General features: G+C 40.8%; 17 protein-coding genes and 1 riboswitch. Of the genes, 12 read left to right on the forward strand and 5 right to left on the reverse strand.

Annotation, left to right across the window (positions count from 1 at the left end; genetic code table 11):
- The first annotated feature begins 40 nt into the window (after positions 1–40).
- The 5 genes from ABJF57_RS10690 to ABJF57_RS10710 all read left to right on the forward strand — a co-directional run bounded on the left by ABJF57_RS10690 (position 41) and on the right by ABJF57_RS10710 (position 6,266).
- On the forward strand, positions 41–1,024 hold the full coding sequence (locus ABJF57_RS10690) for a M23 family metallopeptidase (RefSeq protein WP_462228841.1): 984 nt from the start codon (positions 41–43) through the stop codon (positions 1,022–1,024).
- Between the two features lie 69 nt (positions 1,025–1,093).
- Positions 1,094–2,278: a CapA family protein gene (locus ABJF57_RS10695; RefSeq protein ID WP_462228843.1), complete on the forward strand. Its 1,185-nt coding sequence runs from the start codon at positions 1,094–1,096 to the stop codon at positions 2,276–2,278.
- Positions 2,279–2,296: 18 nt separating this feature from the next.
- Positions 2,297–2,635, forward strand: a complete 339-nt coding sequence (locus ABJF57_RS10700; RefSeq protein ID WP_462228845.1) for a MerR family transcriptional regulator — start codon at positions 2,297–2,299, stop codon at positions 2,633–2,635.
- A 2-nt stretch (positions 2,636–2,637) separates the two neighbouring features.
- Positions 2,638–3,780 carry a DNA-processing protein DprA gene (gene dprA, locus ABJF57_RS10705; protein WP_462228847.1) on the forward strand — a complete coding sequence of 381 codons (1,143 nt, stop codon included), beginning with the start codon at positions 2,638–2,640 and terminating at the stop codon, positions 3,778–3,780.
- A gap of 83 nt (positions 3,781–3,863) precedes the next feature.
- Positions 3,864–6,266, forward strand: coding sequence for an ABC transporter permease (locus ABJF57_RS10710; protein WP_462228849.1), 2,403 nt, complete (start codon positions 3,864–3,866; stop codon positions 6,264–6,266).
- A 7-nt stretch (positions 6,267–6,273) separates the two neighbouring features.
- On the opposite strand, the gene ABJF57_RS10715 is transcribed toward ABJF57_RS10710, so the two are convergent.
- The 5 genes from ABJF57_RS10715 to ABJF57_RS10735 all read right to left on the reverse strand — a co-directional run bounded on the left by ABJF57_RS10715 (position 6,274) and on the right by ABJF57_RS10735 (position 12,633).
- Positions 6,274–7,119, reverse strand: a complete 846-nt coding sequence (locus ABJF57_RS10715) for a hydroxymethylglutaryl-CoA lyase (RefSeq protein WP_462228851.1) — start codon at positions 7,117–7,119, stop codon at positions 6,274–6,276.
- A gap of 34 nt (positions 7,120–7,153) precedes the next feature.
- Positions 7,154–8,107, reverse strand: a complete 954-nt coding sequence (gene metF / locus ABJF57_RS10720) for a methylenetetrahydrofolate reductase [NAD(P)H] (RefSeq protein ID WP_462228853.1) — start codon at positions 8,105–8,107, stop codon at positions 7,154–7,156.
- Positions 8,104–10,740: a methionine synthase gene (gene metH, locus ABJF57_RS10725; protein WP_462228855.1), complete on the reverse strand. Its 2,637-nt coding sequence runs from the start codon at positions 10,738–10,740 to the stop codon at positions 8,104–8,106. The genes metF and metH overlap by 4 nt, the downstream gene beginning before the upstream one ends.
- Positions 10,737–11,738, reverse strand: coding sequence for a homocysteine S-methyltransferase family protein (locus ABJF57_RS10730; protein ID WP_462228857.1), 1,002 nt, complete (start codon positions 11,736–11,738; stop codon positions 10,737–10,739). The genes metH and ABJF57_RS10730 overlap by 4 nt, the downstream gene beginning before the upstream one ends.
- 45 nt (positions 11,739–11,783) lie before the next feature.
- Positions 11,784–11,895: riboswitch (SAM riboswitch) on the reverse strand.
- Positions 11,896–12,009: 114 nt separating this feature from the next.
- Positions 12,010–12,633 (reverse strand): hypothetical protein, encoded by a 624-nt coding sequence (locus ABJF57_RS10735; RefSeq protein WP_462228859.1) that lies wholly within the window; start codon positions 12,631–12,633, stop codon positions 12,010–12,012.
- A gap of 166 nt (positions 12,634–12,799) precedes the next feature.
- Here ABJF57_RS10735 and ABJF57_RS10740 point away from each other — a divergent pair, with 166 nt between their 5' ends.
- The 7 genes from ABJF57_RS10740 (at position 12,800) to ABJF57_RS10770 (ending at position 23,624) form a co-directional block, all read left to right on the forward strand.
- Entirely contained in the window at positions 12,800–13,705 is a 906-nt protein-coding gene (locus ABJF57_RS10740; RefSeq protein WP_462228861.1) for a Ppx/GppA phosphatase family protein, read from the forward strand.
- Positions 13,706–13,792: 87 nt separating this feature from the next.
- Entirely contained in the window at positions 13,793–15,283 is a 1,491-nt protein-coding gene (locus tag ABJF57_RS10745) for a tetratricopeptide repeat protein (protein WP_462228863.1), read from the forward strand.
- Positions 15,284–15,410: 127 nt separating this feature from the next.
- Positions 15,411–20,729 (forward strand): Ig-like domain-containing protein, encoded by a 5,319-nt coding sequence (locus tag ABJF57_RS10750; RefSeq protein ID WP_462228865.1) that lies wholly within the window; start codon positions 15,411–15,413, stop codon positions 20,727–20,729.
- 233 nt (positions 20,730–20,962) lie between these two features.
- Positions 20,963–21,793, forward strand: a complete 831-nt coding sequence (locus ABJF57_RS10755; protein ID WP_462228867.1) for an ABC transporter ATP-binding protein — start codon at positions 20,963–20,965, stop codon at positions 21,791–21,793.
- Positions 21,783–22,574: a hypothetical protein gene (locus ABJF57_RS10760; protein WP_462228869.1), complete on the forward strand. Its 792-nt coding sequence runs from the start codon at positions 21,783–21,785 to the stop codon at positions 22,572–22,574. The genes ABJF57_RS10755 and ABJF57_RS10760 overlap by 11 nt, the downstream gene beginning before the upstream one ends.
- A 1-nt stretch (position 22,575) precedes the next feature.
- Positions 22,576–22,941 (forward strand): GntR family transcriptional regulator, encoded by a 366-nt coding sequence (locus tag ABJF57_RS10765; RefSeq protein ID WP_462228870.1) that lies wholly within the window; start codon positions 22,576–22,578, stop codon positions 22,939–22,941.
- Positions 22,938–23,624, forward strand: coding sequence for a hypothetical protein (locus ABJF57_RS10770; RefSeq protein ID WP_462228872.1), 687 nt, complete (start codon positions 22,938–22,940; stop codon positions 23,622–23,624). The genes ABJF57_RS10765 and ABJF57_RS10770 overlap by 4 nt, the downstream gene beginning before the upstream one ends.
- The last annotated feature ends 37 nt before the right edge of the window (positions 23,625–23,661 follow it).

A 23,661-nucleotide genomic window follows, 5' to 3' on the forward strand; every position in this document is an offset into this window, starting at 1 on the left:
AATTTATTTTACAAAATTACGACAATTACCCTATCAACCCATGGCTAAAATTAAGTACTACTATGACACTGAATCCTGCCGGTATGAGCGCATAAAGGTCTCCTCTTGGGACATTGTGATCAACTTGCTTGGTTTCCTCGTAGTTTCTTCCATCATCGGATTAGGCATCTTCTTTGTTACAGATCACTACTTCGAGTCTCCGGCCAAAGCTGCCCTTAGAAAAGAAAATGATGAATTAAAGCTTTACTACAATCTCTTAGAAAAAGACATTGCTGAGGCAAATGAAGTTCTGTCTGTTCTCGAGGAACGAGACGATGATATATATCGTGTTGTTTTTGGCGTAGAGCCCATTCCAGATGAGATAAGAACTGCTGGTACAGGTGGGTCTAATAGATATAGAGAGCTTCTGGAAAAAGGATTGGAACGTGAGGAGCTCATCCTCAACAACATGCAGCGAATAGACAAGCTGAAAAAGCAGATGTACATCCAAACCAAGTCATATGATGACATCATTACTATGGCGAAGGATAAGGAAGCATTGCTTGCGAGCATGCCAGCAATTCAGCCAGTTTCAAATAAGGAATTAAAAAGATTGGCTTCCGGCTTTGGATATCGTATGCACCCTATCTATAAAGTAAGAAAGATGCATACAGGTACAGATTTCTCCTTACCTACAGGCACTCCTGTTTATGCTACCGGTGATGGACAAGTCGTGTACGCAAAAACTAAATTCTCTGGGTATGGAAAGCATATCAAAGTGAAGCATGGATTCGGGTATCAAACACTGTATGCGCATTTAAGTGAGTTTTTAGTTAAGCCAGGACAAAAAGTAAAAAGAGGCCAAGTCATTGGATATTCTGGAAATACTGGAGGTTCAACAGCGCCGCACCTACACTATGAGGTCATCAAAGATGGTAAAAAATTGAATCCGGTTAACTTCTTCTACCAAGATTTGAGTGATGAAGAATATGCTGAAGTTCTGCGACTCTCGTCTTTGGAAAACCAGTCCATGGGTAACTACTAACCATCGCAAAGAATAAAAATTGAAGCGGTTGGTCATTTTTGGCTAGCCGCTTTTTTATTTTGCAGCCTCATGAAAGCGCACCACCTCATCTTACTCTTTTGCTTAGTTATGGCTTGTAAGACGACTAAACCAATATTGGATAGTCCACAGTCTGAAATACGCGATAGCATTCCTATTGTAGAGGAGCCAGACTCAGTCTATTTGATTACACAAAAGGGTGATACGCTGCGCAGTCTGACCGAAGAAGTGGAAATATCATTGAAGCGAATACTACCCGATACGGTTACTATAGCTGCCGTTGGTGATATCATGATGGGCACCAATTTCCCGAACGAATCCTATTTACCTAGAGACAGTGGAGCCTACCTGTGGGACCATGTACGGACTTTCCTCCAAAACGCAGATGTAACCTTTGGGAATCTTGAAGGAACCATCTTAAACGAAGGAGGCGAACAGAAAGAATGTAATAATCCGAAATTATGCTATCTATTCAGGTCGCCTGAATACCTCGCAGAAAATTTTAGGGCAAATGGATTTGACCTCTTGAGTGTGGCGAACAATCATGCCAACGACTTTGGAGAGACGGGAAGAAAAAACACACAACAAGTACTGAATTCACTTGCTATTGCCCACGCAGGATCTGTTGACCAGCCTTACGTGGTTGTCAAAATTGGCCGATTGAAAATCGGCTTTTGTGCTTTCGCACCAAACAGGGGGACTGTCAGTATTCACCAATACGAAAACATCAAATCAGCAATTCAGCACTTGGACTCAATTGCTGATATTGTCATTGCTTCATTTCATGCGGGTGCCGAAGGTTCTAAACATCAGCATGTGACTAGAAAAAGGGAATATTACTATGGTGAAGATCGAGGAAATGTATTTGAGCTTTCACATATGATGGTAGATAATGGTGCCGATATCATCCTAGGCCATGGACCACACATTGTCAGGGCAATAGAAGTGTACAAAGAGCGGATAATCGCTTACAGTTTAGGTAATTTTTTAACCTATGGAAGATTTAATTTGAGGGGGTTGGCTGGAGAAGCTCCTCTACTTAAAGTGCAAACAGATGCTTCAGGGAGGTTTTTAAGAGGCCAGATTCATTCTTTTCGACAAAGTTATTCGATGGGTCCAAGAAATGATTCTAATCTTTCTTCGATAAAAACAATCCAACGATTATCTTTGGAAGACTTCCCTGAAAATCCAGTGGTGATTGATGATAGTGGAAGTATTGTTTTTAAAGAAAACTAAAAAGCCTACTCACCTACAGTGCCCTACAAGGAAAAGGAAATTGAAAAGAAGTACTACACCATCGGCGAAGTTGCCGACGAGTTGGGTGTAGCCACTTCCCTTATCCGTTTTTGGGAAGGAGAGTTTGATAACATCAAGCCCAAGAAAAATCGTAAGGGCAACCGTCAATTCACAAAAGACGACCTGCAAAACGTCAAACTCATTTATCATTTAGTCAAAGAGAAAGGTTACACTCTTCAAGGGGCAAGAGATTTTATCGCCAACGGTGGTGAAACAGCTTCAGACAAAATGGAGACGATAGAATCTTTGAAAAAAATCAGAAAATTTCTTTCCCAACTTAAAAACGAGCTTCCATAGGAATGTCCGAAGAGTTGGTTTTCCAGATTTCGCTGGAACTAATTCCAGGTATTGGGAGTAAAGGAACTAAGCAGCTAATGAGCTATTGCGGCTCGGCTACTGATGTATTTAAATCAACAAAAAGTAAACTTTTAAGAATCCCTGGGGTTGGTGAAAAAATGGCGGCCGCCATTAAAAATGCAAATCCTTTCAAGGAAGCCGAATTCATATTAAACTCAGCAGAAAAAATAGGTGTTGAGGTTCTGCATTATACCAATCCACTGTATCCTAAGAGGCTCAAGCAAGTTGTAGATGCCCCAAACATCATTTACAAAAAGGGAGCTGGTGATCTAAATCCAAAGAAATCCATTGCCATTGTGGGCACACGAAAGGCTACCGAATACGGAAAAGGAATTACCGATAAAATAGTTAACGATCTAAGCTCATTAGGAGTAACCATCGTAAGTGGATTGGCTTACGGAATAGACATTCAATCACATAAGACTTGCTTGAAAAACAAGGTTCCTACCTTTGCCGTTTTGGCTGGTGGATTAGATCGAGTGTATCCATCAGTTCATAAAAAGTATGCTGAAGAGATGCAGGAAATGGGAGGAATTGTCTCAGAAAGCATACCTGGAACCAAGCCTGATCCTCACTTATTTCCAGCACGAAATCGGATAATAGCCGGAATGTCCGACGCTACAATTGTTGTTGAAGCTGCAGCAAAAGGAGGTGCACTTATTACCGCCCATCTGGCAGATTCATATGATCGAATCGTCTTTGCTGTTCCTGGTGACGTTGGACATACTTATTCAGAAGGAACCAATAAATTGATAGCCACTCAGAAAGCATTGATTTATACAGGCGTTGAAGATTTAGTTTATAACCTCAACTGGGAGATCGACACCGAAGATAAAGAGGAAGAAAAAAAATCTCTCCCTGAGTTAAACGTACCCGAGCTTTTGATTTATCAGCTACTGGAAGAAAATAGATCGCCCATCGAGATAGATACGATCGCACTAAAAACGCAGATTCCTGTCAATCAAGTGGCCTCTCACCTACTCAGTCTCGAGTTTAAAAACCTAGTCAAAAGCATGCCAGGCAAGAAGTTTACAGTTATCAAATCGGCCGGTTTTGCGTTCAATTCTGGACATCCACAGAAATAAAAAATCGATGTAATCCTCTGATTACCTGTCACTTTTATCCTTTGGCACAGTATTCTTATATAGAATCTGTAAACCATCCTACTATGCTGAAGAATTTCTTAATTACCTCGATCAGATCATTGACTCGGAACAAAGTCTATTTTTTTCTGGGTACGCTAGGGCTTTCACTTGGAATTTCGTGCGTGATTGCCATTTATACCATCTTGAGTTTTCAGAACAATTTTGACAACCACCAGGAGCACTACGGTGATATATACCGTATCGTTGGCACCTATCACATTGGCGATGAAGAAGGGAAAACGGCTACAGTTCCTCATCCATTATCGCAAGCTTTGAAACCAGAGCTTGCTGGAGTTGCCGCGATGACTAACACGTTCCTCTTATCGGATCAAGTAAATATTCCTGAAGCAAACGACAAGCTAAAAAAGATCAAACAAGAACGGATCGGATTCGCAAATCAAGAAATTTTTGACATCCTTTCTTTTGATTGGATTGCGGGTCAAAAAACCGATGATAGTCCAAATGCTGCCTACTTATCAGAATCAACAGCAAGAAAGTTTTTTGGAAACGATGACTCATTAGAGTCATTCATCGGAAGAACCATTGTTCTTGCCAACAAACATAATTTGATCGTTACAGCGATCTACAAAGACCTACCTCGCAATACCGATTTTCCTTTTGAAATGCTGGCTCATTATGATAAGCAAGATGGGGTAAATCCTTATTTCGGAGAAGGAAAGATTTGGGGACGACTTAATGGTGGTACGCAATGCTTGGTCAGATTAAAAAAGGGGACAGACCCAATCATTTTTGACGCCAGTCTCAAAGACGCTTTTGCAAAATTCAATCAAGTGGAAGGGTATGATTTAGAGCTGCAGGCACTTGCCAATGTTCACACCGACCCTATTGGAAATTATAGTGGTATTTCATTTGAACCAAAATACACCACCATTTCTTATGCAATCGCGATACTATTGGCAATCATTGGCAGCATCAATTTCATTAATCTCACAACAGCTAGAGCGCTGAAAAGGGCACGTGAAGTGGGCATAAGAAAAGTAATGGGAAGTCAGCGACTCGATCTTATTTTTCAGTTTATTTTGGAGACTTTCGTGATTGTTTTAATCTCTCTTGGCGTTGGGTTTCTTTTGGCCTCTCAGATTCTGATTCTTTTCAACACCCTGATGAGTACCACCTTGGAATTAACTTCAGTGATTCTAAGCGACTGGGTTGTCTTCTGCGCTATTGTCCTCGTATCCATGACCTTCCTATCCGGGCTTTATCCTGCTTTGGTTCTGTCAAAATTTTCTGCTCTTAACGCAATCAAAATCAAGATTTCAAACATAGACAGACAAAGTAAAATACCGATGAGAAAGTTACTTGTGGGTGTGCAATTTGGATTCTCAATTATGATGATCATGGGGGCTATCATCATATTTTCTCAGCTTGGATATATGAAGAATTATGACATGGGATTCGAATCTGACAATGTCATTTCACTTCAATTTCCCGGACCAGACGCTGAAAAGCAAACACGACTGAAAGGACAACTTGATGCCCTACCAGAGATCGTACAGACTTCACTTCACCTGGGTAGCCCTCTCGCAAACACAAACAACACTGATAAATATTTTAATCCTACCATTGGTAAGGATGAAACATTCACCGTGAATTCGAAAAGCATTGATGAGCACTACATCGATCTATTTGGTCTCGAATTGCTCAGCGGAAGGAACTTAACTTCCAATGATCCCAGTGACCATGTCTTGATCACTGAAATAGGTTTATCAAAATTCAACCTTGGAAATCCACATGAAGCAATAGGCATGGAGCTTGAAGCAACCTGGGGCGGTAAGAAAAAGATTGTTGGCGTTGTGAAAGACTTCAATGCAAACTCGCTTAGGTCTGAACTGGTACCTGTCATGTTATTTTATCAACCCAGAGGTTATTATGAACTAGCATTTAAAGTTGCAGAAAACGCCGATCAAACGGAAACTTTGGCTAAGGTTGAAGCCATTTGGGATCGGGTATATCCAGAACTATTAATTGAATACAGTTACCTAGATGAACGCATTGCTTCGAGATATAAATTTGAAGAGGTGATGGGAAAAAGCATCAGTTTTTTTGTTCTCATAGCACTCGTTATCAGTGTACTGGGACTTTATGGACTTACAGATTATATGGCAAATGCCAAACGAAAGGAAATCGGTATTCGCAAAGTAGTAGGTGCTGAATTACATCAAATTCTTAAGCTTTTTGCAAAAGAAGTGGTATTGCTATTGATCATTGCTTTCGCGATTTCTGCCTCTGCTTCCTACTGGCTAATGAACAGTTGGTTAGAAGGCTTTGAATATCATATCGTAATCGGTTGGGAAATAATTACAGCCGCACTGATTAGTACTGGCCTCATTACAGCAATTACGATGGGGTCGAGATCCATTGCAGCCGCTCGACTCAATCCTGTAGAAATATTAAAAGACGAATAAAAGGTGACTAGCTAAAAATCGAGGGGGTCAGTTTCATGGCCTCCTCAAATTGCTCCATATCCACGCCTGTCATTACCTCTTTCGATTCAAAATAGGCGAGCATTTTTTCTGTTGCCATGTTTCCAGTTAGATCATCTTTTGCCATCGGGCAACCACCAAATCCTCGAATGGCTCCATCCATTCGCCTGCAGCCAGATTCATAGGCAGCGGCTAATTTTTCTACAATCGTGTCTGGTGTTGAATGTAAGTGTGCTCCAAACTCAATGTGGGGAAACTTTGGAATTAAGGTTTCGAAGAGCATCGAGATATTCTTTGGATCAGAAACACCAATCGTATCTGCCAATGAAATGATCTGAACCTCCATGCTATCCAACTTGTCTACGAACTCGCCAACATAACCCATTTCATAGGGATCACCGTACGGATTTCCAAACCCCATGGACAGGTAAACAACCAATACTTTTTCATGATCTTCAGCGAGTTCTTGCATTTCTGCCAGGTCATTGAATGCATCGTTGATTGACCGATTGGTGTTGCGCTGTTGAAATGTCTCTGATAATGAGAGTGGATAGCCTAAATAGTTGATTTCATCAAACTGACAGGCATCATGAGCTCCACGAATGTTAGCTACAATAGCTAACAATTTAGACTTTGTCACCGAGAGATCAAGGCCAGCCAATACTTCAGCTGTGTCACGCATCTGAGGAATGGCCTTAGGTGAAACAAAGCTTCCGAAATCAATGGTATCAAACCCGACGTTCAAAAGCTGGTTGATGTAGTTAATTTTTGTTTCCGTCGGAATGAAATCATGCAAGCCTTGCATGGCGTCACGGGGGCATTCTATGATTTTCATGAAGTTACTTGAGGTATTGTTTAGAAGATCAAAACTAAAAAAACTCTCTGGCTATGCGTTGAATTGCATCTGATTTTCCCATGCTGTAGAAATGTAGGACTGGCACACCAGCATCTATCAACTCACGGCATTGCTGTATACCCCACTCGATACCCAACTCCCTGACAGCTTCATTGTCTTTGCACTTCCCTATTGCTTGCTCAAGCTCTTCTGGTAAGTCTATCTTAAAAATTTTGGGAAGAGTGGTTAGATGTCCCTTGGTTGCCACTGGCTTTAAACCTGGGATTATTGGAATATCAATACCAATCGCTCTACATTCATCCACGAATTTGAAAAATGCCTTATTGTCAAAAAACATCTGGGTGACAATATATTCAGCACCTAGGTCAACTTTTTTCTTGAGCCACTTCAAATCAAAATTCATATTGGGTGCCTCGAAGTGCTTTTCTGGATATCCAGCAACCCCAATGCAAAAATTCGTTGGAATGGCATTCTGCAATTCTTCATCCATGTAGTCCCCTTTATTCATCGCCGCGACCTGCTCTACTAGTTCAGAAGCATATGAATTCCCGTCTGGCTCTGGAACGAAAGCCGGTTCAGATTTAATATTATCACCTCGAAGTGCCAGTACATTATCTATCCCAAGAAAATTAAGGTCAATTAGTGCATTTTCGGTTTCTTCCTTTGAGAAGCCTCCGCAAATGATGTGAGGTATTGCATCTATTTCATAATGGTTTTGAATAGCAGCACATATACCAACGGTGCCAGGCCTTTTTTTAATACTCTTTTTTTCTAAAAGCCCATTTTCACGCTCTTTATACACATATTCCTCTCTATGATAAGTTACGTCAATAAACGGAGGTTTAAATTCCATTAAAGGGTCGATCTGATCAAACAGATTCCTAATGCTATCTCCTTTTTTAGGTGGAATAATTTCTAAAGAAAACAATGTGTTTTCGGCTTTTTTTATATGTTCTGTTACCTTCATTTATAATTTAAGTTAGGGGCCAGCCACTTTTCAACTTCCTCGATTTTCATTTGCTTGCGCTTAGCATAATCTTCGACTTGGTCTTTGCCAATTTTTCCTAGACCAAAGTACTTGGCCTCTGGATTTGAAAAATAGAATCCACTCACAGAAGATGCCGGGTACATCGCATAGGATTCTGTAAGCTCAATACCCACATTTCTTTCTGCATTCAACAGGTCAAACAGGGTTCTCTTTTCGGTATGATCCGGACACGCTGGATACCCTGGAGCCGGACGAATACCATCATACTTTTCTTTTATCAAATCTGCGTTTGACCAAGTTTCATCACTGGCATACCCCCACAATTCTTTTCTTACTTTTTCATGCATGAGTTCGGCAAATGCTTCTGCTAACCTGTCAGCAAGTGCTTTTACCATAATTTCTTTGTAATCATCATGATCGGCTTTGTATTTATCGATCAACTTTTCAATACCAATACCTGCAGTTACAGCAAATCCACCCATGTAATCAGGTCCATTCGGGTTAAGGAAGTCTGCCAAGGAAAGATTAGGGATTCCAGGAGCCTTTTTTCCTTGCTGTCGCAAAAAATGAAATTCGTATGTTCGATCATCACAGAGTGCTTTCACATCATCACTCGTCCTTTCTGCCTGAAAAAGACCAATTACTGCTTTTGCCATCAATGATTTTTGAGTGATAATCTCATCCAGCATTTCCTGTGCATCATCAAACAGTTTTTTTGCTTCCTTTCCTACGGTTGCGTTATCAAAAATGCTGGGATACTTTCCTTTCAGCATCCAAGTGGAAAAGAAAGGAGTCCAATCAATATACCTCCGTACATCATTCAAGTCAAAATCTTCATAAACCGTAAGTCCTAACTTGTTTGGCGTTTGCTCATGTTTATTTTTTATAATCAACGCATTCGCTTTGGCTCCCTCATAGGTAAGGTAGTTTTTCGATTCAGTCCGCGATGCATGAGAAGCTGCGAGTTCCTTATATTCAGACTTGATCAGTTGACTAAATTCAGGCGAACGATCGCTCAGTAAGTTGGTAGAAACTCCGACACTCTTAGATGCATCCAATACATGAACGACCGTTTGCTCATACTTCGGAGCAATTTTAACTGCTGTATGAATTCGGGAGGTGGTAGCTCCTCCAATGAGTAGTGGTGTTTTCATTTGCCTTCTACTCATCTCCTCTGCCACATTTACCATTTCGTCCAATGACGGTGTAATGAGCCCGCTTAGTCCTATAATATCAGCATTTATCTCCTGTGCCCGATCCAATATTTTATCAGCCGGAACCATCACACCCATATCCTCAATATCAAAATTATTACAGGCCATTACAACCCCGACAATATTTTTCCCAATGTCATGAACATCTCCTTTCACCGTTGCTAAAAGGATTTTTCCCTTCGCACTCCCGGAGGCTTTTTCCTTTTCCAAGTATGGTGTCAAATGAGCAACTGATTTCTTCATCACCCGCGCACTTTTCACTACCTGCGGAAGAAACATTTTGCCACTTCCAAACAAATCGCCAACGATATTCATCCCATCCATTAGCGGGCCTTCTATCACTTTAAGGGGGCTACTGTACTTTAGTCTCGCCTCTTCCGTATCCTCATCAATGAAATCAACGATTCCTTTGATCAGTGCATGCGAAAGTCGTTCTTCGACACTTGACTCTCTCCAGCTAAGATCTTCCACCTTCTGTTTACCTGTACCTTTTACATTTTCTGCAAATGACAATAATCGCTCGGTTGCATCTTCTCTCCTGTTGAGCAATACATCCTCCACATGTTCCAATAAATCTTTGGGGATTTCATCATAAACTTCAATCATGCCAGCATTCACGATACCCATATCCATACCGGCTTTAATACCGTGATAAAGAAATGCCGAGTGCATGGCTTCTCTAACAACATTATTGCCACGAAAGGAGAATGAAACATTGCTTACACCACCACTTACTTTGGCTCCTGGCAAGTTTTCTTTGATCCATTTGGTCGCATTAAAAAAGTCTAAAGCATTGTTGTTGTGCTCCTCTATACCCGTAGCAACGGGGAAAATATTAGGATCGAAAATGATGTCCTGAGGGGGAAATTTAACTTGATCTACCAGTATTCGATAGCTTCTTTCGCATATTTCAATTCTTCGCTCATAGCTATCAGCTTGTCCCTTTTCATCAAAAGCCATCACAATTACTGCAGCTCCGTATCTTTTCACTTTGGTAGCCTGCTCAATAAATTCTTCCTCCCCACCTTTCATGCTAATGGAGTTCACAACCCCTTTGCCTTGAATGCACTGAAGTCCGGCCTCAATGATTTTCCACTTGGATGAATCAATCATAATGGGAATGCGCGCAATTTCAGGCTCAGAAGCAATCAAGTTCAGGAACTTCACCATGGCTGCTTGCCCATCGAGCATTCCTTCATCCATATTCACATCCAAAATCTGGGCTCCACTGCGCACCTGATCAAGGGCAACATCAAGGGCTTCATCATACTTATCTTCTGCAATTAGCCTGGCAAATCGCTTAGAACCAGTAACATTTGTCCGCTCACCTACATTGACAAAGTTGGTGTGTTCTGTTACAATCAAAGGTTCAAGTCCGGAGAGTATTAGTGGCTTCATACGAGTTCCTCCTTTCTTCTGGGCTCATACTTAGAAACCAATTCTGAAATGGCTGAAATATGATCCGGTGTAGTCCCGCAGCAACCTCCTATGATGTTGATAAGACCTTCATCTAAAAAATCTTTGATCTGATCGGCCATCATTTCCGGCGTTTCATCATATTGGCCAAACTCATTGGGCAATCCGGCATTTGGGTGAGCACTCACCAAAAAATCTGACTTACTGGACAGGACTTTCAGATAGGGTCGTAATTGTGCAGCTCCCAAGGCACAGTTCAATCCTACACTTAATAGATCCATGTGAGAAATCGAAATCAAGAAGGCCTCCGTTGTTTGCCCTGAAAGCGTTCTCCCCGAAGCATCTGTAATGGTACCTGAAACCATTACAGGAATTTCAATTTCTCGTTCTTCTTTAATCTCTTCTATTGCAAACAATGCCGCCTTCGCATTCAATGTATCAAAGACCGTTTCTACCAATAGCATATCAACTCCACCATCAATGAGTGCCTCTGCCTGTTGTTTGTAGGCTGTTTTCAATTCTTCAAACGTAATCGCTCTAAAACCAGGATCATTTACGTCAGGCGACAAAGATGCCGTTCTATTGGTTGGACCCATTGCCCCTGCCACAAACCTAGGTTTCCCGGGCTCATTTGCTGTGAATTCATCTGCCACTGCTCGTGCTATCCTCGCGGACTCATAGTTAATTTCATACACCAAATCTTCGAGACCATAATCTGCTTGTGCGATGGTAGTTCCTGAAAATGTATTTGTTTCGGCAATGTCAGCTCCAGCCGAAAAATAAGCCGCATGAATTTCTTTGATTATATCCGGTCTGGTGATGGATAAAAGGTCATTATTTCCTTTTAATGATTTGTCATGATCCGCAAGATCTTCGTTACGAAAGTCTTCTTCCTCCAATTTATGGCGTTGAATCATGGTACCCATAGCACCATCAAGCACCAGTATCCTTTTATGTAAAGTATTAATTAAGTTCTTCATTCTCCGGTTTATAGCTTACTTACCAGAGAAAGTTCCGAATGGATCTGCTCATCTACCCTGCCGCTGCAGGTTGGGAAGTAGCACCGAAAATTGCTCACTGGCAATCAGGTTGCTAAGACGTCATTGGGCCCATTCCCTCGGTCTTTCTTGATAAGTGAAGCAAATATAATCAGCTTCTCTTCATTTTCTTTAATATCTGATTTTCACTCAATCATTTACCCATTCACTGAGCAATTTGAGAATCAGTCAAAGTTGATGTCTATTAAAAAAACTACTCGGATAAATCAATCCAGGCAAGGTCTACTAATTCAAAACCCTCCACTTTAATATCCGAAGTAATCAATTTCATTTGTATCCATCCCATTCGATCAATATCATTTCTTTCAATCCTAAATGGAACGAAAAACCCATTAAAAGCATCCTGAACAGTTAGAAACGCATTGTCTTTTCCAAAAAAGATTGTTTGTGGACTAAACCAAATGAATTCATCAGAACTGCTTATGGTCTCACCTTGAAATATAGACCCAATAAGAAACAAATCTTGAGATGCTGTCACATTGGGAAATTTGACTTCCTGATCAAGGTCAATTAAAGATGTTTTCATTGATGTGATATTGAGATCCAACATCTCTTCATCTATGTCATTCGAAACGCTGAAGCCAATTTTTTCTTCAGAAAACAACTCAACTCTAAAGACTTCATCAGATGTGCGATTGAATAAAACTCTATTATTCAAAACAAGATGGTTAGATGGATTTGGGATTTCGCCTGCTACTATGGTATTCAAAGACTCATCTATTGGCTCTACCGGAGTCTCATTGTTGGAACAACCCATGGATAGTGCAATGATGACTAAAATTCCCAAATGCAATTTATTAATTTGCAGATGTCTCATAAGAACAATATTTATACATAAGTAAAACGATCAAATTTACTTATTGTTCAAGACAGTGTTAAGATCGTGTATGTTCTAACTTGAACCGATTTGGTCTATTAACATTCTTGAAAAATGAGTCAATCGATTGATTGGATTTCAATCAAAAGACATTACACTTGTTTTAATGAAGTTGGCTGCAATAGATATTGGATCAAATGCCGTGCGATTACAAATCACGCGCGTCTTGGAGTACGAGAAAGTTATTACGTTCAAAAAGCTTGAGTATGTACGCTTTCCTCTTCGTCTGGGTCATGATGTTTTCTCTACAGGAAGTATTAGCGAGTATAATGAAGCACGTTTTTTTAAGTTGATGACAGCCTACAAAAACTTGATTGATCTTTATGAAATTGATGCTTATTATGGCTGTGCCACTTCTGCGATGCGAGAGTCTGAAAATGGACAAGAGATTGTCGATCGAGTGCATGATGAGTTAGGCATCGATATCGAAATAATCTCTGGTGATGAAGAAGCCGAAATGATCAACAAGGTCATCCTTCAGGGGCTAGACAATGGGCATTATATCCACATAGATGTTGGCGGAGGAAGTACGGAATTGAATATTTATGAAAATCACAAGAAGGTTCATTCGCATTCCTTCAAAATTGGTTCCGTCCGAACCCTAGAAGGTGGAGATACTTTGGAAGCCTGGCAAGAAATGAAAGAATGGGTAGGAACGGTTGCCTTTAAAAGTAGTGGAAAAATTGAAGCTGTAGGTACTGGAGGAAATATCAACAAACTCTTTGAGCTCTCTGGAAGTAATCTTAAGAGCAAAAAAATGAGTCTTGAAACACTCATGAAGACTCAAGATGTTTTGAAGAACCTCACATTGGAAGATCGGTTAAATAAGCTTCAATTAAACCCAGATCGTGCCGATGTAATCATTCCTGCATCAGATATCTATGTAGGAGTCATGCAAGCAGCTAAAGCAAAAAAGATCATTGTCCCCGATGTAGGGCTAAAAGATGGCATAAACTACCACATGTATCAAACGCATTTTCCGGATAGCGACAAGGTTTTCGTTAAGAATTGATTACTACTTCTTTTCACCAAATAGCGACATTTTTAATATCTTTCTTATTATTCTCCTTTAATTTGATTGTGAATGTCACTTTAAAAAATGAGACCAATCTGCTTTTTCTTCTTCTCAATTTTTGCACTCTTTTTATTTGGTCAAGTAAGCGATGTAGACTTGCTCGATTCAGCTTATGCTGAGAATAATCCCAAAAAGACATTAGATATTCTGCTCAGTATCGAATCTCCTAAAGACTTTACTGACAGTCTTCAAAGCAAGTATCTACTTACAAAGGGCATAGCTTATGGTAAAAGAGGGATAGAAGATTCAGCCCTTTTTTATTTAAATCGCAGTATTGAGATTTCGGAATCCCAAAGTTTTAACTACTTGATCACCAGAGCTGGCAATGCAAAAGGGTTAACGCTTTTTCACGCAGGCAGATACGAGAATGCTATCCAGACTTATCAAGAAGCACTAATGGTTGCAGAAGAAAATGACTTTAGAGAGGAAGAATCAACAATACTTGGGAATATGGGAGGAGTCTACTTCCAAATGGATGATTATACTGCAGCTATTAAATATTCGCAGAAAAGCTTAGACATTGCCATCGAAATCAATGACATTGATGATATCGCTTATGGCAATCTTAGATTGGCCGTAGTTTATGAAGAAATTGATAGCCTTGAATTGAGCATCCTTCACAATTCAAAGGCAAGTAAATCAGCGGAAAAACTAAAAAACTACGTACTATTAACTTATATCGAAAAAACTCTTGGCAATATTCATAAGAAGCTTGATCGGCTAGATTCGTCTCTCTATCACCACAAAAGAGCCCGATATTTTGCAGAATTGGAAGGTGAGCAAGAAAACATCGCAAGCACCACAATAGAAATAGCAAGAGTACACCTTGAAAATGGACAATTTGAAATGGCCGAATCTGAGGCTTTAAATAATCTTGCAATATCCAATGCAAATAGTTATCCATTGCAAGCAAAGCTTGCACATGATGTGTTGTATCAAATTGCATTAAAAAGGAATGATTACAAAAAAGCTCTGAGGGAACGTAATGAATATCTAATCATCAATGACTCCCTTAATGCTGTCGATACAAAAGAACGAATCGCGGAACTGGAAATCAAATACGAAACTGCAAAGAAAGAAAAGGAGATTATTGAGGCAAACACTGAAATTGAAAGAAAGGAGCGGTTTCAACAATTTCTTTATATCATTATAGCAACCGTTGTTGTTTTTAGTACAATTGGTCTTCTTCTCTTAATACAAAGATTTCGTCTTAAGAAAGCTCTTCTTTTCCAAGAGATCAATACGCTGAGAGTCCAGATCAACTCCATCTTTGGTGGTGAAACCCAAAAGCTTGATCTTACGCTTGATCAAATTAATGAGGGACTTTTTAAGCCGCTTTCAGAAAGAGAGTATGAGATTCTAAACGAAGCAATCTCTGATAAGACGAATAGTGAAATCGCAGACACGGTCTTTGTTTCTGTTAACACCGTTAAAACGCATCTTAAAAATATCTATTTGAAGCTTGGCGTATCCAATAGAAAAGAAGCACTCGAAGCACTTTTGGCAAAAGTATAGAAACCACAACCATCTCTTTTTCAATATCTTAACATTTTCCCGAGTCAAAATCACCCGGGGTGGGTGAAAGAATAATTTGTCTATTTTCTGAGCATTGACATTGTAATTAATCAATAATCGCAATGCCATGAAAAACTATCACACTAATTCAAAAAACAGGCTCATCGGCCTTCAGTTATTTTTCTTTCTTTTATGCCTGCTCATAGCTTCACGAAGTGAAGCACAGGATGTAACACCACCATCCGTTGTTTCAATGAATCCTGATGATGATGCAACAGAAATTGCTGTTGACAATTGGGTGTTTGAAATCACTTTTGATGAAGATATTCAACTTGATCTGCTTGCTACAAAAGGAGTCGTTATCAGAGATGCCGGGGATTTTACCGTTACAAGCATGCTTCCCAACTCACCAGGGATGACTGTATTGAATGGAACTCTCACTATGGATTTCAATCATGATGGAGCACTTAACATAACTCCCTTACATGAAAATGCGGTCTACCATATTGAGATCAGCTCCAATATTATCCAGGATCTGTCAGGAAATGGATACGGCGGTTTTATCGATGATACAACCTGGAATTTCGCTACTGTAGACACACAAGCCCCCGGCATTGTGCAGCTTAGCCCTTCCGATGGATCAACTGGAATTCTTATCAATGAAAGTTTCGGAATCACCTTTGATGAACCAACAGTTAAACTAACAGGGACATTTGATTTGTATGAGGGCACTAACCTGATAGAAAGTAATGACATCAACGGAGCTGATGTCACGTTCAACAGCAGTTCCTCCACCAGCTTACTTTCTACCACCTTTTCAAATTTACAACCTGAAACAACCTACAATCTCAGAATATCAGTTGGCGCTGTAGAAGATAATGCGGGAAATGACTTTGCAGGTATTCTAGATCAGACCACCTGGACATTCACTACCATGGATGATGAATCCGTCTCTCCGGTTCTGAGTTACGTATTCCCGGACGAAGATGAAGTAGATGTCATTGTTGATGAACTGGAAGAGGACGGGCTTTCATTTGGGTTTAATGAAGATGTAATTCCGGGCTCGGGAAACATAGAAATCAGACGTGTTGATGATGAGTCTCTTGTCCAGTCGATTTCAATAGACAGTGAAGACATTGAATTTGAATCCACCGATGTGCATGTATATGGTCTCACAGGGATTCCATACAACTCCGAACTCTATGTCTTAATCTGCTCAACGTGTATAACAGACGTGCTCGGAAATCCTTACGCTGGAAATTTGACCGGAGACTGGAATTTTACCACCGAATTAGGTCCGCTCGATATCGAGTCACTATCTCCGGAGGATGATGCGGTCGATGTGGCCATAGATCAGACACTGTCAATCACTTTCAATCAGGCTTTTCAAATTGGAATAAATGGAGCTTCCAAACAAGCTGTAATCAGACGTTCTGGTGGTGGTCCTACTTTTGAAGTAGTCCCTCTGGATGCTGGAAATATCAGTGGAAACACGCTCAATGTTCCTCATGCTGATTTCGAATACACTCAGGAATACTATGTGACCTTAGGCCCAGGAGTGGTCACAGACCTTTCAAATACCAATTTCACCGGTATCACTTCTGATACAGAGTGGTCGTTCACTACAGAAGATGAACCAGACGTAACCGCACCAACTGTCACAAGTTTTACCCCTACACCTGCTTCGGCAGATGTTCCTATTGACATTGGACAAATTCAATTGACCTTCGACGAACCGATTCAGAAAGTGAGTCAGGGAAACATCATTGTCAGAGATTTTTCCAACAACATTTTTGTTCAATACTTCCCTGCCGTCAGCGACGATGATGTGATTGTAAGTGGAAATGTGCTGACCATGAACCTTCCAACAGATCTGGCTTATTCGACCAGCTATTATGTTCAGTTTTTAAGTGGCACTGTGGCTGATCTTGCAGGGAACAATTACTTCGGTTTTAACGATGCAAGCACCTGGATATTTACCACAGAGGAAGAACCCGATTTAACAGGCCCTTCCATAAGCTCTCTTGGTCCCGAGCACCTATCTACCAATGTATCTGTTTCTGAAGATCTCGTCATCACCTTTGATGAAGACATTAATCTGATACCCGATCAGTTGATCTTTATAAAATTCACTTCGAATGATGCTGTACGGGAAACGATCAGCACTACATCAGGCCAGGTAAGTGTTAACGGGAATGAGCTGACAATCAACCCTGATAATAACCTTCTTGCTGAAACTGGTTTTTATGTCCAGATTCCTGCTGGTGTGGTTGAGGATCTTGTGGGGAACGGGTTTGCAGGATTTAATGATGCCTCCACATGGAGCTTTACCACCGGCACACCACTTGAGATAGAAACGGTTTCGCCGGATTTCAACTCTTCTAACGGTCATGTCCTCTATCTCAATGCCACTTTTAATAAGGATATCGTTCTTGAAGGATTACCCACTAATCGTGCCCTCGAAGTTTATCGCTATTCTGATGATCAGTTTTTGTCATTCGCAACTGTTGAAAATGTAACCGTAACTGGTAATCAACTGGAAGCAAGACTTACCGTGGATGTTCCTTCAGATGTCGAGGTGTACGTATCCATTGTAGACAACCGAATCAAAGATTTGAATGATCATTTCATTGAACCATTAAGCAAAGACTTCTGGAAATTCACCACCAGTTGGGACTTTGTTGAACGGATGGAATTTGTCCCTTCAAATTTCTCAACAAAGAATCCGATCGACGGGGAAATCAAGATCGTTTATGCTGAAGATGTAAAAAGAGGATTTAACGGAAATTACACGTTCAGAAAATATACCGGAAGCGAAATAGTCGAAGCTTTCGATTATGCAAGTGATCGCATCACGATCGATGGCAATGAGGTGATTTTTGAGGTGAACGATTTATTGGAATACAACACACGCTATTTCATCACCATGCTGGGCAATCCGATACGATCCTTAAATGACGTTCCAGCGGACGGATTTAACAACAACAGCACGTTTGTTTTCACCATTGAACCTGATCCCGCTCTGTTTGCCCAACCCGTAACGTACACTCCGGCTCATATGTCTACAGGAGCAGCTATTGATACGGACATCAGTATTGAATTTTCAAATCCGGTCACAGCTGGAAACGGGATACTGACATTTTACAACCGAACCACGGGTTCTTTTATTCAGACTGTGAGTACCTCTGCTAATATGACAACCTCCGGAAACACTGTCACGATCAGCCTCAACAGTGATCTCCCCTACGGCACCGAGGTGGCAGTTCGAGTATCAGAGTTTGCATTTCTTTCTGAAAATCATGGCGTGATGACCATTACAGATAATGATACATGGTATTTCACCACTGAACCTGAGCCTGATTTTATAGCTCCTTCCATCGTTTCCCTGACACCTGCCGACAATGCCACTAATGTGCCAAATGACACAGAACTGGTCATTGAGTTTGATGAAGAGGTCTTGCTGGAGAACAGCACTTTTTTGATCAAATTCTACGATAACAATGTCAATCAGTACAATGTCAATTATGCATCAGAAGACGTTGTTTTGGATGGAAATACGATCACCATCAATCTGCCTGGAAGTCTTCAGGGAGAAACACACTACTGGATTCAGATCAATGCCAATACCATCACAGATGCTGCTGGAAACGGATTCCCTGGCATTTTACTTGAAAATCGGGACGATTGGGATTTTACAACCGCTGGTAAGCTTGACCAGACCATTACCTTCGAACCGTTGGCAGATAGAACCTTTGGGGATGAACCTTTTACACTTTCAGCATCTGCCTCTTCCGGTTTGCCGGTAACATTCGATGTGGTCAATGGCCCGATTTCAATTGATGGAAATGAAGTGACCATTCTGGGTGCTGGAAGTGCTTCGATCAGAGCAGACCAGGAAGGGAACAATGACTACAATTCAGCTATCGTCCAAATTGTCTCCCTGACCATCAATAAAGCAGAGCAGGTGATTACCATTGAATCCGTTGAAGATAAGGTAACGACAGATGCTTCCTTTAATATCGTCGCTTCTGTCGATTCAGGACTTGAGCTTGAGTACACAATCCTCAGTGGTCCTGCTACTATTTCAGGAAGTACAATTGCTCTGGATGGTGTTGCCGGAGCGGTTGTGGTTGAGGCCATTCAGAGTGGAAATGGTAATTACCTAGCTGCATCAGCCACCACTTCATTCATTGTGACAGACCCTGCAAAAACAAATCAAACCATCAGTTTTGATGACATTGCTGACGTCACTTTTGGAGATGCATCTTTTAGTTTGTTAGCAACCTCTTCATCGGATCTGCCAATAACCTATAGCGTGGTGAGTGGTCCTGTCTCTGTTAGTGGCGCCACGATTTCTATCAATGGGGCCGGGGTTGCCACCATCGCTGCGAATCAGGCTGGGAATGATCAATTCAACCCGGCTCCTGAAGTCACACAATCATTCACTATTGCTAAAGCGGATCAGATAATCACATTGGAATCCATTTCTGATAAATTGACCACAGATAATTCATTTGATGTTACTGCTTCGGTGAACACAGGACTATCGCTTACTTATGAAGTAACAGGTCCGGCCACTATCAGTGGAACCACCCTCTCGCTCACAGGAACAAGCGGAAATGTGACTGTAACAGTAAATCAGACTGGAAGTGAAAATTACAATTCTGCTACCGTATCAACTTCATTTAATGTTTCCGATCCTTCCAAGTCGGACCAGACCATCACTTTTGAAGCGATTGCAGATAAAATTTTTGGTGCCTCCGTTTTTAATCTGATAGCTACTGCTTCTTCAGATCTTGATGTAGCCTTTAGCATTGTAAGCGGTCCTATTTCGATCAATGGAAATACTGTTACTATTGACGGAGCGGGGATTGCCGTTGTAGCCGCCAATCAGGCTGGTGATGCTAGTTTCAACCCTGCCCAAGAAGTGCAACGGACCTTTGAGATTGGGAAAGCAGATCAAACCATTACCGTAGAATCGATCGATGATAAGCTAACTTCTGATGCTCCTTTTGACGTAATCGCATCAGTAAGCACTGGTCTATCACTTGATTATTCCGTTTCAGGTCCGGCAAGCATATCGGGAGCCACAATAAACCTAAATGGTTCGGTTGGCACTGTAACAGTGACCGTAGATCAGACAGGAACCAGCAATTATAATTCTGCTGCGGTCACTACATCTTTTGAGGTTACAGAAGAACAAGCACTCGCACTTAAAAACACACATGATATACGTGTGTACCCAAATCCAGTAATCGATTTCTTGATTATCGATAGCGAAGAGTCTATAGAATTGAGTGTATTTGATTTGAATGGTCGAGAGATGCCATTTAAGCAGATCGATGAGTATAAAATTGACATCTCTGAGCTTAATCCTGGGATGTATATCCTGGAGGTAGAAACAAGCACTGGTCGCACAAAATCAAGGATAATAAAGGCAAACTAAGGCAGCATTAGCTATGGCTATTGCGATTCGGGCGGCTCTAGGAGTCGCCCTTTTTTATGTTACAACATCTCCTCCCAATGGATATTTCATAGCAATGGCAAACCATTCCATAAGGCAATGAAAGCACTTCACTAAAATATTTTCAAAAAAAAATATCATGATTTTTTTGATTTGAATGAAACATATTTTAATGTTGTACTGTATTAGTATGATAGTACACTAAATCAATAGTAATGATTGATATTCATAAACTCGATTTCACGTATGGCCGGAACCAAGAATCATTGTTCCAAAACCTGGACTGTGAGCTTCAGCCAGGCAGTATAGCAGGTTTGCTAGGAAAAAATGGTGCCGGAAAAACAACACTCCTGAAAATAATGATAGGCTTGCTTCATCCAACTAGTGGTCAGGTTAAGGTCAACGACCACCATCCAGGAAAGCGGCAACCTTCATTTCTTCAAGACCTGTATTTTGTTTCAGAAGAATTTCATATTCCGGGTATCTCCATTGACAGTTACGTCAAAGCAAATTCAAAATTTTATCCACGGTTTGATAAAGTGCTATTGGATAAGCTAACAACAGAGTTTGAGCTGCCCGAAACAAGAAGTCTTCAAAAGCTTTCTTATGGTCAAAAGAAGAAATTTCTGATTTCGTTTGCGCTGGCTACCAGATGCAGGCTACTTGTTTTGGATGAGCCTACAAATGGACTAGATATTCCATCCAAAGCTATTTTCAGAAAAATCATGGCTGGCTCACTTGATGAAGATCAATTGGTCATTATTTCAACGCATCAAGTGAAAGATGTGGAGAATTTGATTGATCGAATTCTGATGCTTGAGAATGGGCAGTTTATCATGCAAAAGGACATGATTGACATCTCCTCAAGTCTGAACTTTGCCACAAGTACGACCAGCGAAGGAGATGATGTGCTGTACAGTGAGATGGTACCGGGCGGATATAAAGTCATTACTCCACAAGTGAACGGAAGTTCCTCAGTGGATATAGAATTATTGTTCAACGCTGTTACCCAGGGCAGTCAAAAACTCAAGGATTATGTCAATTAATAACACGTTTAGCTGGAATCGGTTTCTGTTGCTTTGTCGACAGTATCAGATTCATAACGGCAAATTTCTTATGTATGCAATCGTTGGATACTGCGGGGTGGTTTTTATCATTCTAAGTTTAGGACAGCTTGGAAATGATGCAGAGGCTTTTGGAATCAATGTATTTCTCCAGCTTCTGCTAACCTTTGGTGCAATTTTCGGTGTACTCTACACCGGATATTCTTTTTCTCCTTTTAGAGCGAAGGAAAGTACGATAAGCTATCTGACCATGCCAGCCTCTGCGTTGGAAAAATTTCTTTTTGAGCTTGTCAGCAGAATCGGTCTGGCACTCTTCTTACTTCCATTTTTCTATTGGCTCACTTTCAATCTTCAGGGTCTCTTTTTTGAGTTAGTGAGCGAGGCAGATTTTGATCCCATCTGGTTTTCAACGTTTGCAGAGATGGACATTTCCCCTATAGATGAAAGCTTCTGGCTACCAGTGGTTATTATCTTCTCGTCTCTTTTGGTATTCGTTCTTCCTTTCACCGGGGCAGCCATATTTTCAAAGCAGCCATTGATTAAAACTTTGTTTTCAGTGGCCATCATTATGACATCCTTTGGGTCTGTAATATATGTTGTGATGGAGCCGCTAGGACTGAGTAATTATACGCCAAATGATTCGCTCTTTTTATTGCCAAACAAAGAAGAAGCGGCAGTCCGCTTCGCTGCGTTGACATTGATCTTGATCAATGTGGTTATGCTTTTTACTGCCTATTTGAAAATCAAAGAAAAGGAGGTATAAGATGGAATTTCAGAACGGAAAAAGCATTTTTCTTCAAATCGCTGACACCATTACAGATAAAGTTGTGAGTGGCGAGTTTGAATCAGGAAAGAAAATACCTTCTGTGCGTGAATTAGCCTCAGAAATGGGAGTTAATCCAAACACAATTATGAGAACCTACAGTGAATTACAATCCATGAACATCATAGAAAACAAAAGGGGAATCGGATATTTCGTAAACCCGGAAGCACAGAAAATCATCATTGATAGTAAGAAAAAGGACTTTTTTGAAAAAATACTGCCTGAGTTTATCAGACATGCATCGATGCTTGGAATTACAACTCAGGAACTCAAAAATCATCTGGAAAATAAAAACTCAAAATCATGAAACTGAGCAACAAACTACTCATAGGATTCTTTGGTGGGGCAATGGTTTACATGCTTTTAGCATTTACAGAAGTAAGGCTAAGAGGCGATGATAGAAGACTTACCGGAGAAAATGCAACGGTTGAATCTCAGTCACTCAGTGGCATAAGATATATCAAATTGAATGACATTGGTAAGCGCATTTACATCAGCTCTTCTGACACCTCCCGCATCGAAATGAGAAGCAAGGACGGCAATGTGTTGTCAGGGCTTAGGTACAAGATCAGCGGCGATACACTTACGCTAAATCAGCTTGAGCTGGACGAAGATGTTCGTGTTTCTTTGACCATTTTCATCTCGAAGAGCAGCTTCACTGGATTGCATTCGAATGAGGCACGTGTTTACTTCTCTGATCTGGATCTACCAATCATGGCCATCATCCAGTCCGGGGGTAATATCGTCTTCGAGAATAACATCTACCTTGATCGTTTGCTACTGCAGGCTTCGGCAAACGCATCATTCAGGATGCACAACGGAGAAATTGACACAGTAACACTCAATATGGACAATTCGGATGCAACCATCCGATCAAGAATAGGACGACTTGAGGGTTATATGGCAAACAAATCGGATTTGTTTGCAGGGAGTGTCAATGACATTGAATTCAAAAAAGACAAAAGCAGCTCAATGAGGCTTATTGACTAGCCACAATATTTCTTCAATAAGAAAAAGGATTTTCGAC

It is taken from the genome of Ekhidna sp., from assembly GCF_039940915.1.
GTDB lineage: Bacteria > Bacteroidota > Bacteroidia > Cytophagales > Cyclobacteriaceae > Ekhidna.

What these genes read in the sequence shown, in the direction of transcription:
- ABJF57_RS10745 (WP_462228863.1), top strand. Translation starts at nt 13,793, where the DNA reads ATGAGACCAATCTGCTTTTTCTTCTTCTCAATTTTTGCACTCTTTTTA.
- dprA (WP_462228847.1), top strand. Translation starts at nt 2,638, where the DNA reads ATGTCCGAAGAGTTGGTTTTCCAGATTTCGCTGGAACTAATTCCAGGT.
- ABJF57_RS10770 (WP_462228872.1), top strand. Translation starts at nt 22,938, where the DNA reads ATGAAACTGAGCAACAAACTACTCATAGGATTCTTTGGTGGGGCAATG.
- ABJF57_RS10755 (WP_462228867.1), top strand. Translation starts at nt 20,963, where the DNA reads ATGATTGATATTCATAAACTCGATTTCACGTATGGCCGGAACCAAGAA.
- ABJF57_RS10715 (WP_462228851.1), bottom strand. Translation starts at nt 7,119, where the DNA reads ATGAAAATCATAGAATGCCCCCGTGACGCCATGCAAGGCTTGCATGAT.
- ABJF57_RS10735 (WP_462228859.1), bottom strand. Translation starts at nt 12,633, where the DNA reads ATGAGACATCTGCAAATTAATAAATTGCATTTGGGAATTTTAGTCATC.
- ABJF57_RS10710 (WP_462228849.1), top strand. Translation starts at nt 3,864, where the DNA reads ATGCTGAAGAATTTCTTAATTACCTCGATCAGATCATTGACTCGGAAC.
- ABJF57_RS10695 (WP_462228843.1), top strand. Translation starts at nt 1,094, where the DNA reads ATGAAAGCGCACCACCTCATCTTACTCTTTTGCTTAGTTATGGCTTGT.
- ABJF57_RS10690 (WP_462228841.1), top strand. Translation starts at nt 41, where the DNA reads ATGGCTAAAATTAAGTACTACTATGACACTGAATCCTGCCGGTATGAG.
- ABJF57_RS10760 (WP_462228869.1), top strand. Translation starts at nt 21,783, where the DNA reads ATGTCAATTAATAACACGTTTAGCTGGAATCGGTTTCTGTTGCTTTGT.
- ABJF57_RS10765 (WP_462228870.1), top strand. Translation starts at nt 22,576, where the DNA reads ATGGAATTTCAGAACGGAAAAAGCATTTTTCTTCAAATCGCTGACACC.
- metH (WP_462228855.1), bottom strand. Translation starts at nt 10,740, where the DNA reads ATGAAGCCACTAATACTCTCCGGACTTGAACCTTTGATTGTAACAGAA.
- ABJF57_RS10740 (WP_462228861.1), top strand. Translation starts at nt 12,800, where the DNA reads ATGAAGTTGGCTGCAATAGATATTGGATCAAATGCCGTGCGATTACAA.
- metF (WP_462228853.1), bottom strand. Translation starts at nt 8,107, where the DNA reads ATGAAGGTAACAGAACATATAAAAAAAGCCGAAAACACATTGTTTTCT.
- ABJF57_RS10750 (WP_462228865.1), top strand. Translation starts at nt 15,411, where the DNA reads ATGAAAAACTATCACACTAATTCAAAAAACAGGCTCATCGGCCTTCAG.
- ABJF57_RS10730 (WP_462228857.1), bottom strand. Translation starts at nt 11,738, where the DNA reads ATGAAGAACTTAATTAATACTTTACATAAAAGGATACTGGTGCTTGAT.